General features: G+C 46.3%; 8 protein-coding genes and 2 pseudogenes. 5 read left to right on the top strand and 5 right to left on the bottom strand.

The genetic code is table 11. From position 1 onward, the window contains the following. Positions 1 to 112: 112 nt before the first annotated feature. From O3W44_RS18785 to O3W44_RS18775, 3 genes are all read right to left on the bottom strand, one after another. Positions 113 to 319, bottom strand: a complete 207-nt coding sequence (locus O3W44_RS18785; protein WP_269294234.1) for a hypothetical protein — start codon at positions 317 to 319, stop codon at positions 113 to 115. An 82-nt stretch (positions 320 to 401) separates the two neighbouring features. Beyond that, complete coding sequence (locus O3W44_RS18780; protein ID WP_269294233.1) at positions 402 to 2,705, bottom strand: hypothetical protein; 2,304 nt, start codon at positions 2,703 to 2,705, stop codon at positions 402 to 404. 20 nt (positions 2,706 to 2,725) lie between these two features. Continuing rightward, entirely contained in the window at positions 2,726 to 3,865 is a 1,140-nt protein-coding gene (locus O3W44_RS18775; RefSeq protein ID WP_269294232.1) for a dermonecrotic toxin domain-containing protein, read from the bottom strand. A 340-nt stretch (positions 3,866 to 4,205) separates the two neighbouring features. Here O3W44_RS18775 and O3W44_RS18770 point away from each other — a divergent pair, with 340 nt between their 5' ends. The 5 genes and pseudogenes from O3W44_RS18770 to sanA all read left to right on the top strand — a co-directional run. Then, positions 4,206 to 4,595 (top strand): CidA/LrgA family protein, encoded by a 390-nt coding sequence (locus tag O3W44_RS18770; protein WP_269294231.1) that lies wholly within the window; start codon positions 4,206 to 4,208, stop codon positions 4,593 to 4,595. After that, positions 4,588 to 5,280 (top strand): CidB/LrgB family autolysis modulator, encoded by a 693-nt coding sequence (locus tag O3W44_RS18765; protein WP_269294230.1) that lies wholly within the window; start codon positions 4,588 to 4,590, stop codon positions 5,278 to 5,280. Before O3W44_RS18770 ends, O3W44_RS18765 begins: the two co-directional genes overlap by 8 nt. A gap of 116 nt (positions 5,281 to 5,396) precedes the next feature. Beyond that, on the top strand, positions 5,397 to 6,287 hold the full coding sequence (gene cdd, locus O3W44_RS18760) for a cytidine deaminase (RefSeq protein ID WP_269294229.1): 891 nt from the start codon (positions 5,397 to 5,399) through the stop codon (positions 6,285 to 6,287). Between the two features lie 290 nt (positions 6,288 to 6,577). After that, positions 6,578 to 8,275, top strand: a complete 1,698-nt coding sequence (locus O3W44_RS18755) for an NAD-dependent malic enzyme (RefSeq protein WP_269294228.1) — start codon at positions 6,578 to 6,580, stop codon at positions 8,273 to 8,275. A gap of 133 nt (positions 8,276 to 8,408) precedes the next feature. After that, positions 8,409 to 9,116, top strand: a pseudogene (gene sanA, locus O3W44_RS18750) (outer membrane permeability protein SanA); the annotation flags it as partial. A gap of 52 nt (positions 9,117 to 9,168) precedes the next feature. On the opposite strand, the gene mglC reads toward sanA, so the two are convergent. Together mglC and mglA are read right to left on the bottom strand one after the other, a co-directional pair. After that, positions 9,169 to 10,128 carry a galactose/methyl galactoside ABC transporter permease MglC gene (gene mglC, locus O3W44_RS18745; RefSeq protein WP_269294487.1) on the bottom strand — a complete coding sequence of 320 codons (960 nt, stop codon included), beginning with the start codon at positions 10,126 to 10,128 and terminating at the stop codon, positions 9,169 to 9,171. Between the two features lie 69 nt (positions 10,129 to 10,197). Next, positions 10,198 to 11,715 (bottom strand): annotated as a pseudogene (gene mglA, locus O3W44_RS18740) (galactose/methyl galactoside ABC transporter ATP-binding protein MglA). Positions 11,716 to 11,751: the final 36 nt, after the last annotated feature.

Here is an 11,751-nt window from a genome sequence, read left to right as displayed (position 1 = left end):
TAACCTTCCCTGGAAGAGTTTTATCACCGGACTGCGGTCATGTTTTTTACCCGCTCTTCTGACGCGCACTGGTACGATAGATACTCACTTTCTCTACGAAAGGCTTTCAGGGTTACAAAACATCTCTTAACGTGAGTTCTCCATTGATATATTTAATAAATTTTTCAATGGCGCTGTTAACTTTTTTCCGTATCTCCTCTGTCTGGAGGGCGTCTAATTTTTTCCCTTTCGGTAAAATTGTTGCATCATCAAAATCAATTAAATTAAAGCCATTGGCGTCATCATAAAGAATATTTGCATTATTAATATCATGATGCATTACCCCCTTTCCGCGAAATTTATTTGCAATTTTTTTGCTTCAATTTCAGGCTTAATGAATGACAGCGAACGCCTGTAATGGGTTAAATCTTCTGCTTCAGACTGAAATATTGAAGACAGTGTTTCCCCGGTATTTTTTTCATAGCAACCAATACCAGAGCTTTTCCTGAAACTGTTTCATCTTCAATTGGCTTAAGAAATAACACAGCACTGTCTTCACCATATATCCGGCGAAACACCTCAGCATTTTTTGCGGCCATCAACAAGCTACTTTTCTGCTTCTGGGAAAGATAGTTTTTATACACTTTAATCAGTTCACCTTCCTGGCTTTCATATACCGTGCCGCGGCTTCCCTTAGCAAAAACGTTGTCGGAGGAGAGAAAATCAAGATTACGGGGCGCAATCACCCGCTGCATAGGGTTAGCCCTGCCTGTCGCCTTATAATACCAATCCGGTGCAGTCAGTATTGTTCCGTCAGTTAAGGGATCGCTCCAGCTCTCGGGAATATTATTTTCCAGAAAGTTTTCTGCGGTAATCCTGTCATGAAAATCTCTGTATTTTATAAGTCTGCGCGTCGTTGCTGAAGCATATTTATTAATCCACTGGCTTTCTTCTAAAATAAGCGGAGAATCGAGTGATGAAAGCCCGCTCTGACTAAATTGATGAGCAGTGAGATCAAAAACATAGTTTTTTTCTTCAATGGGGGCGATAACAACAATATGGCCAGTGACCTTGCTGCGTATTTTTTTATTGCCGTTACTCCACATATAAATGATTCGGCAACGTAAATCTTTAATGGATTTTTTATTTAAGAAATCCGCAACAATCTTTGCTGCATCAGCACATTTTGCTGCAGGAGACTGCATAATTTTCTCAAGCGCATCTGACTTCTTTAGCTGCGTGTAATAGTCATTAATGATCGGATCTTCAGCAATATTTACGTTGACACTTTCTGATGTTACTTTTCTGATTGGCTCTAATGTACAGCCACCCGTCAGATCGCGTTTCGCTATTCTCGAACATCCTGCAAATTTTTTCATTACCCCTTTTTCGTTCTTACCCTTACTAACATAATCAACAAATTTTCCCGTTTTCTTATTATAAATGCACGCCAGTGCTGGTCTCTCTTCCGAGCCGATCGCATAAATATTATTTGATAACTTCCTGATAAGAATATACTCTTCGCCAATCTGCAAATATTTTTTCCCTTTTGCGCCTCGAATAATTCCTTTTGTATCTCTGGGGCCGAGCAGTGATGTATCGATTGTTTCCTCAAACATTCCGGCATCTATTTTTTTCATTATCGATGCTGAAACAGGCGAAAAGTTGATATTCTGCGAAAACTTATTAGCAGCATAACGGGAATCTTTAAAAATCCAGCGATTATCCTCATCTAACATCACGGGATAACCTGCTTTTTCAGGTGCATTCCGGGAGTAGATTTCCCAGACATCCGTGTCGGCCGTTATTCGAAACGCAAGATATTTCCCATTCATACGAATATGCCGATACTGAGCAGAAGGAGAGGATTTATAGCTAATCTGATAAATTTTGGTGCCATATAGCCTGGCCGAATTCTCAACAGAAAGGGTAATATCATCAAATTCTTTAACGGAAAGCTCATTGATGATCTTCTTTTCCGTGCTTTTAAAACGATGCAGGTCAGCATAATCATCGAAAATATAATCTTTAAAGGTCGCAAAACTTAAACCTGAAAGCATTTTTTGCTGAGCGGTAATCACTTCCGGGTAATTATTCACAGCCTCGATATTTTCAGCATCAAGATACACCTCGCCATCAGGAAGCATCGTAATTGACGCATCTAATGCGGAACTCAGCGTTAATAATAAAACATTAACACCGTCAAAAAACAGGGCCTGACTGGCTTCGCTACGTTCATTATCATTATCATTATCAGCATCAAATCCCTTTTCTATATCTAGCGCAACTTTAGCAAAAAACACAAAGGGATGTGGGATCATAAACCCGGCAACCTCTAATCCCTCTATCCACATATCACGTATGACTTCACTGTTTGATTTTATTAAGTTGTCACAATCGGAAAAAGAACGCGCCTTCTGCCGCTGGGTAATAAAATCGATAATATCTCCCTCTGTTTCATGCATTGCATACATAATTTTATGCTTGTAAAGATCGTTTTTCCCTATATCCTCTAACCATCTTTCAACGCCATAATAAAACTCACCATCGATTTGCTCTTTTATGGCGAAGTTTTGCAAAAAACTGTTTCGATGCTGTTTGTTTTGACATAAACGGGCTAACCAGGATTGTAATCCTTCCATATCATCGAAAGAATAAAATATGCTATCCGCCCTTGGTGTAAAGACGACTAAAGAATTATCTTGTTCAGATTTAAAAACAATCACATCAGTAGAAAAATAGCCATCTATATCAAAAATATAACTTGTGGACTCCCTTTTTCCGTTGCTCCCGGTAAATTAAAGGCTGTCAGTAATAGATTACGATCACGTTGCTTAATGTCACGATTGACACGGCCTGTTTCAAGTCCGGCAATGACCACAGCAAGGTTCGATATTTTATGAGCATCCTCATATTTGTTCCAGTAATCCACAAGCTGATCCGCGTATTTTGTATAGAAATCTGCCTCCCAGACATCCCGGGCCAAATCTGAGGGCAACAACGGGATCATTTTTCCCTTTTCATCGTAAATCGCGCTCAGGACGTTAATTTCGTCAGGGTTGCTCCAGTGGGAGCTTCTAAAATTTTCCATCAAACAGTGAGTTAATCTTATGGAACGTAACGGTTTTTCTGTATGAATCCACCCTGTGAATGATGCGCTATTACTCTGCGCAAACTTATACGTATTCAGGTATACCTTATCAGGATCTATCTTCAGCCCATGCCGGGTATAAATAATATTTTTAATGCATGCTGCAGCCGATTGAGTAATATCCGGGTATTGTGCGTCCAGCAAATCATAAAAACGTTTTAATGAAACGTAGTCCTTTGCCCTGGTTTTAACAGGAGCTTTTCCGGGAGAGCGGTTTTTATTTGCCTTTACATCCCTGAATTTATTATCCCTTTTTCTTTCAGAAGGCACCGCAGCGGCTGCCACAGGAAACGTCAAAGGATCATACTTCAACAGAAATTCATTAACGTGATTAAAAACATCCTGGATGAGAGTTGTCTGTTTTACAGGAGCAGCATACTGCTGCATGTTTTTTGGAGAAGCAGCAGTGTCGTTATTATGGGCAGATCCTGAAGAAAATAAACTTATTGTACCTGGTTTTTTATTTGCCAGTTGAATTTGACTCAGCGTACTTAACACCAAAAGCGCAGTGTGATAAGCCCCAGGCTTTTTCATTGCTGGCCGTCGGTTATCAGGTTCCAGATTGTGCACCGTATTACATATAGCTATCAGGTTTTCACAAACGTCTTTTCTGATGCCCGTGTCGCTGCTGTTTTTTTTAGTTTTTATTGCAGGCAATGGTTTGTAAAAATGTTGATCCATTTTATTATCGAACTGGCCGGTTTTAATTCGATGAGATAATGCGTTCACTGGCATACTTTTATCCTTAATATGCTTTATGCGGTTAATGCTCTAAATTCCATTGAAATTAAATAGTCCACAAAGACCCACACAGAAATAACACAAGATCATTAAAAATAATTTCAATTATCAACTATTTCCCCAATGACAAATACGAATTCACTTAACAGACCGCTAACCCTTCAAAATTAAACCAGCTGAATTTCAACGTTGCGGAATCAGGCCAGAAAACGCCCTTTTTTTCCGCTGGATTGCTCATTGCTGAACACATGCTGGCATCTTGCCGCAAATGTGATCTCTGGCACGCTCAGCGGTTAATGCGTATGATGAAGCGCAATGAAAACAGGAGCCTGTTATGCCTACCGTGCTGTCTGTCTGCGGGCGCTACCTTCGCGCCTTTATCATCATTTATCTCTGTTTATATGCAGGAAATGGCCTTGCCTTGCTGCTGCCTATTACCATTCCAGGCAGCATTATCGGCATGCTGATTTTGTTTGCCTTGTTAGCCTCACAAATCTTACCCGTCAGTTGGGTTAAACCCGGCTGCCATTTAATCATTCGCAATATGGCTTTGCTGTTTGTGCCGATTAGCGTAGGGGTAATGAGCTATACCGATATCCTTACCGCGCAATTTGGTCCCATCGTTATCTCCTGCGTTATCAGCACGTTTATGGTGTTAGCGGTGGTGGGATTAAGCGCACATAAACTGCATACCCGCCCGATCAAGGAGCCACGTAATGAGTGATATGTGGTGGTCGCTGCCGCTTACCGTTGTGGCATTTTTCATTGCGCGTCGATTAGCGGCCCGGCTCAAAATTTCGCTGATAAACCCGCTGCTCGTCGCGATGGCCATCATTATTCCTGTCCTGCTGATTCTGCATTTGCCTTACGCACGCTATTTTGCTGGCAGTCAGATTCTCAACCAGCTTTTACAACCCGCTGTTGTCGCGCTGGCTCTGCCCTTATATGAGCAAATGCATCAGATACGTGCACGCTGGAAATCGATTATCAGCGTCTGCTTTATCGGCAGCCTGACAGCAATGATCTCCGGCACGGCTATCGCATTATGGATGGGTGCTACGCCAGAAATTGCCGCAACGATTATGCCAAAGTCGGTGACCACGCCAATTGCTATGGCCGTCTCCGGTTCGCTGCATGGCATTCCCGCTATCAGCGCCATTTGCGTGTTGATCGCTGGCGTACTCGGCGCGGTGTTTGGTCATATGTTACTGAATCTGTTAGGGGTCAAAACTCAGGCAGCCCGTGGGCTGGCAATCGGTAATGCTTCACATGCCCTTGGCACGGCGCGCAGCGCAGAAGTTGATTTTCAGGAAGGGGCTTTTAGCTCACTGGCGCTGGTGATTTGCGGCATTATTACCTCGCTGCTGGCACCGTTTATCTTTCCGTTAATGATGCACTGGTTTGGCTAAAACTTGGGAGAGATCTCGCAAAGTTGAAATAAGCGAAGCATGTTGCATTGTCAGAGCGATGACGATCACATATAACCGTTTACCGATATACCGCCCGATACAATTAAGAGGCCCTCATGCATCCACGTTTCCTTTCCGCTTTCGATGCGCTGCCGTCGACTTTGCACACAGCACTGCGCCCTGTTCTGGATACCCCTGATTTTCAGGCGATGTTAACCGCCGATCAGGTCGCCAGCGTGATGCAGCAAACTCAGCTGGATGCAGACACGCTGGCCCTTGCCATGCTGCCTCTGGCGGCAGCATGCGCAGTTGCCACGGTTTCCCATTTCAATGTCGGTGCGATTGCGCGCGGCGTCAGCGGCAACTGGTACTTTGGTGCCAACATGGAGTTTGTCGGCGCGCCAATGCAGCAGACCGTTCATGCCGAGCAGAGCGCGATAATTCATGCCTGGCTACGGGGAGAAACGCGCCTTGATACCGTCACCGTCAATTACACCCCTTGTGGACACTGCCGCCAGTTTATGAATGAACTGAACAGCGGTACTGCTATCCGCATCAGTCTGCCGCAACGCGATGTCAGTACCCTGGCAGATTACTTACCGGATGCTTTTGGCCCTCGCGATTTAGGTATCACTGAACTGCTGATGGATAAAATCGATCACGGCTACGTCGCTGTAGGCGATGCGTTAGTTCAGGCCGCGGTAGCAGCCGCCAATGCCAGCCATGCGCCTTACAGCACGTCACACAGTGGCGTTGCCTTGTTAACCGCATCGGGTGCCGTTGTGGCAGGCCGCTACGCTGAAAATGCCGCCTTTAATCCCAGCCTGCCGCCGTTGCAAGCGGCCCTTGTGCTGCTGAATATGCAAGGCGAAGCCTGTGACGCAATCACACATGCAGTCTTAGCAGAAGTGAAAAATGCCACGCTGAGCCAGTTTGCCGCCACGCAGGCAACGCTGCAGACGCTTGGTTGCCATGAGCTGTTGCAGGTTGAATTAAACAGAGCATAAGCCTCTGTCACCCAACCAGGAGTTTTGTGACCTTTTATTAACAAATGCTGTACTTCTGCGGGAAAATTAATAGGATCGGGCGCCAGAAATCACACCATAATAATTTACCCTGAGTGATTTGAGTTGCACGAAAGCGGCAAGCGAGAAGAGTGTAGAAACCTTACCCCGGTAAGTGTTCTGGATGAACAGGCGCAGCCACAACAGATGCAGCGCGAAGCATAACGGGTATAAAAACTGGCGTTACCTGTTCGGCATAACGTCAGACAACACTGCAACCGGAGCATCATTGCATGGAACTCGACTACGAAAGTAAACGTCCGCTTTATATCCCTTACGCTGGCCCGATTCTGCTGGAGTTTCCCCTGCTGAATAAAGGCAGCGCCTTTTCTATTGAAGAGCGTAACGAATTTAACCTCAACGGCTTATTGCCAGAAGCGGTTGAAAGCATTGAAGAGCAGGCGCAGCGTGCCTGGCGTCAGTTCCAGGACTTTAAAAATAATAACGATAAACACGTCTACCTGCGCAACATTCAGGACACCAACGAAACGCTGTTCTATCGTCTGCTGGACAACCATCTCGAAGAGATGATGCCCATCATCTATACCCCAACGGTTGGCGCAGCCTGCGAACATTTCTCAGAAATCTATCGTCGTGCGCGCGGTGTCTTTATCTCTTACCCGAATCGCGATCGCATTGAAGACATGCTGCAAAACGCCACTAAGCAGAATGTAAAAGTGATTGTGGTCACCGACGGTGAACGTATTCTTGGTCTTGGCGACCAGGGTATCGGCGGCATGGGCATTCCAATCGGTAAACTGTCGTTGTATACCGCGTGTGGCGGGATCAGCCCGGCTTATACCCTGCCGGTTGTGCTGGATGTCGGCACCAACAACCAGCAGCTGCTAAACGATCCGCTCTACATGGGCTGGCGTCATCCGCGTATTACCGGCGAAGAATATGATGCATTCGTCAACGAATTTATTCAGGCAGTAAAACGCCGCTGGCCAAAAGTACTGCTGCAATTTGAAGATTTCGCTCAAAAAAATGCGATGCCACTGCTGGAACGCTATCGGGATGAAGTCTGCTGTTTTAATGACGACATTCAGGGTACGGCTGCTGTTACCGTAGGAACGCTGATTGCTGCCAGCCGTGCTGCAGGCAGCCGCCTGTGTGAACAAAAAGTGGTATTCCTCGGTGCCGGCTCTGCGGGTTGCGGCATCGCTGAACAGATCATCGCCCAGATGAAGTCAGAAGGCCTGAGCGACGAGGAAGCCCGCAGCCGCGTGCTCATGGTGGATCGTTATGGTTTGCTCACCGATAAACTGACCAACCTGCTCGATTTCCAAAGCAAGCTGGTGCAAAACAGTGAAAACATCAAAGACTGGGACGTAGCCAGCGATTCAATTTCATTGCTGGATGTGGTGCGTAATGCACACCCGGATATCCTGATTGGCGTTTCAGGCCAGCCAGGCTTGTTCACTGAAGAGATCATTCGCGAAATGCACAAGTATTGTGCGCGTCCAATCGTGATGCCGCTCTCTAACCCCACCTCGCGTGTGGAAGCAACGCCTGCCGATATTATCGCCTGGACTGATGGTGCCGCGCTGGTTGCAACCGGTAGCCCATTCTCGCCTGTTAGCTGGAATGGCAAAACCTATCCCATTGCGCAGTGCAACAACTCTTATATCTTCCCGGGCATTGGTTTGGGAGTGATTGCGTCGGGTGCCAGCCGCGTTACCGACAGCATGTTGATGACCGCCAGCCGTGCGCTTGCCGACTGTTCACCGCTGGTAAATGATGGTGAAGGCCCGGTGCTGCCAGAAATCAAAGATATTCAGGGCGTGTCGAAAATTATCGCCATGGAAGTCGGTAAAGCTGCGCAGTTAGCTGGCGTTGCGGTTGTCACTTCAGAAGATGTGCTGTCGCTGGCGATAGCCAACAACTTCTGGCTACCGCAGTATCGCCACTACCGCCGTACCTCTATCTGATTTCCCTTGCCGGGCCGCTTTCGGTCCGGCAATGTTCAAATTTACACCAGCCAACCGGTGTAAACTTGCTTCCCTGAATCACCTCAAGTAGCCTTGTGCCATCGGAATTTCCTGACAATGAGTGCCCTCGCGCATGTTAAAACGCGTTTTCATTAGCCTGCTTTTCATCATCTTAGTGGTGATGGCGACGGCGCTCGGCCTTGATCGCTGGATTAGCTGGAAAACCGCTCCCTATATTTATGAAAACGTCTCTGCATTACCCCATCGACAGGTTGGCGTGGTATTAGGCACCGCCAAATATTATCGAACCGGCGTCATTAATCAGTATTATCTCTACCGTATGCAGGGTGCGCTGAACGCTTATAACAGCGGTAAGGTGAATTACCTGTTACTGAGTGGCGATAACGCATTACAGAGCTATAACGAACCGATGACCATGCGCCGTGATTTGATTAAAGCGGGTGTGGATCCTGCGGATATCGTGTTGGATTATGCGGGTTTTCGCACGCTGGATTCGATTGTGCGCACACGTAAGGTCTTTGACACTAACGACTTCATTATCATCACACAACGTTTTCACTGTGAGCGTGCGCTGTTTATCGCACTGAATCTTGGAATACAAGCGCAGTGCTACGCCGTTCCATCCCCTAAAAATATGCTGAGCGTGCGTTTGCGAGAAGTAGCTGCGCGTTTGGGTGCACTGACCGATCTGTTTGTACTGAAGCGTGAACCCCGTTTCCTGGGTCCTCTGGTGCCGATTCCCGCTGTACATGAAATACCTGAAGATGCGCAAAGTTACCCTGCGGTAACGCCGGAACAACTGCTCGAACAGCAGCAAAAGCCCACCAGTAAAAAGAGCGACCCGAAGGTCGCTCTTTTTATTATCGAAGGAATTACTTTTTGCGTGAATACTTCAGCGAATCCAGCGCCACGGCAAAGATAATAATGCCGCCCTTGATAATGTACTGCCAGTAAGGGTTAACGCCGATGTAGGTTAAACCATAGTTAATAACCGTAAAGATCAGAACACCGGTTACCACGCCAGCAACAGTACCCACACCGCCGGCAAACGACACGCCACCCACCACGCAGGCAGCGATAGCATCAAGCTCATACATAAAACCAAGGTTGTTCGTTGCCGAGCCGATACGCCCCGCTTCCAGCATGCCACCGAACGCATAAAAGACGCCTGACAGGGCATAAATCATGATCAGGTTTAGCGGTACATTAACGCCAGAAACTTTCGCCGCTTCCGGATTGCCGCCGATAGCAAAGATATTTTTGCCAAAGCGGGTTTTATTCCACAGAATCCAGACAAACACGATGGCGATGACCGCATAAAACGTAATAAACGAGAGCTTGAAGTCACCAAAACGCAAGAAACCCTGGGCAAATTTAGAGAAGCCCTGATCAAAACCGGCAATCGGTGACGCGCCTACAAAGTCGTAGTAGAGCGAGTTGATGCCATAAACGATGATCATGGTGCCTAACGTGGTGATAAAAGGGGTAACTTTGAGGTAAGCAATAATCACGCCGTTTACCAGGCCAATCACACCACCAATAATGCACACCGTCAGGATCACGAGCGGAATTGGTACAGTATCCAGTTGTGGAAAGACTTTGTTAGCGTTGTCCATAGACTGCAGCAACGTGGCTGCCACCACGGCCGCTAAACCTACCTGACGACCGGCTGACAGGTCAGTACCCTGCGTTACAATCAGACCGGCAACGCCCAGCGCGATAATAATACGCACTGAAGACTGCGTCAGAATATTACTCAGGTTCATTAAACTTAAAAATGTCGGGTCCTGGAAAATAATAATTGCCAGCAATACCAGCAGCACGACATAAATGCCGCCCTCTTTTAGCCAGGTTAGCGCATTCTTTTTGTAGTCGCTTTCATGTTAACAGCCCTTGCTTCATTAAAGGTGTAATGACGCTAAACGCAATATTTCGTTCTGCGTGGTCGTTTTTGTATCAACAATGCCTGCCACCATGCCGTTACTCATTACCAAAATACGATCGGTAATGCCTAATAGCTCGGGCATTTCAGAAGAGATAATAATGATGCCCTTTTCTCGCTTCGCCAGCTCTGCAATAAGCTGGTAAATTTCGAATTTCGCGCCAACGTCAATACCGCGCGTAGGTTCGTCAAGCATCAGGATTTCAGGCTGGGTTAATAACCAGCGACCAATAATAACTTTCTGCTGATTTCCCCGGAAAGGGAACCAATTTGTGTATGGTGACCGGGCGTTTTTACCCGCATGGCGTCAATCACCCACTGGGTATCGCTTTTCATGCGTTTATTATCCAGCAGCCCCATGCTGTTTTTATATTTTTGATATTAGAAATAAGCGAGTTAAATCCAATATCCAAAAAGCATAAATACCGGTTGAGCGACGCTCTTCCGTTACCAGAGCAAAGCCGTGGTTAATGGCCTCATTGGCACTGTGATTATTAATCAGTTTCCCGTGCAGCTTGATGGTGCCGCCCGATTTTTCACGAATACCAAACAGCGTTTCAACGATATCAGTACGTTTAGCGCCGACCAGCCCGGCAATGCCGAGAATCTCCCCTTTATGCAGATCAAACGAGATGTCGCGAATCGAAGGCTGACGCAATGACGTCAGGTTACGCACCTCAAGAATGGTTTCACCCGGTACATTGGTTTTATCAGGGAAACGCTGGTTCAACGAGCGGCCGACCATCATGGCAATGATCTTATCCATATCCAGCCCTTCCAGGGGTTGGGTGGTAATCCACTGCCCGTCACGCAAAATAGTGATTTCATCGCAAAGCTGAAATATCTCTTCCATTTTATGCGAGATATAAACGATGCCGCAGCCGCGATCTTTTAATTTGCGAATAATCGTAAACAGGTGATTCACCTCTTTCTCGGTTAACGAAGAGGTTGGCTCATCCATAATGACGATTTTGGCGTCGTAAGAAAACGCTTTGGCAATTTCAATCATCTGCATTTGCGAAACAGAAAGACTGGCTACTTTATCACGGGGATCAATATCAATATCCAGCTCGTCAAAAATAGCCTTAGTGTCGCGATACATTTTATCCTGATCGACAAAAAAGCCTTTGCGTGGATAACGTCCGAGCCACATGTTATCCATGACGGTGCGTTGTAAAACCAGGTTCAGTTCCTGATGCACCATTGAAACACCATTTTCTAATGCTTCTTTAGAACTGGTGTAATCAATTTCTTTACCCTGAAACAGAATGCTGCCTGTATCTTTTTTATAAATACCAAACAGGCACTTTAATAAAGTGGATTTACCGGCGCCGTTTTCCCCCATTAATGCATGGACGGAGTGAGGCCGCACTTTTAAATTCACATTATCAAGTGCTTTAACGCCGGGAAATGATTTGCTGACATCAGTCATTTCCAGCAGATATTCGCGCTGCGCGGTCGTATTATCACTGGCCATAATTTACCTGGCTAAAAAACGGTGGTCACGTGAAAA

This window comes from Pantoea sp. LMR881, assembly GCF_027157825.1.
Lineage (GTDB): Bacteria > Pseudomonadota > Gammaproteobacteria > Enterobacterales > Enterobacteriaceae > Pantoea > Pantoea haifensis.
Note: the sequence above shows the minus strand (reverse complement) of the source record. Positions and strands in the feature narration are given on the sequence as shown.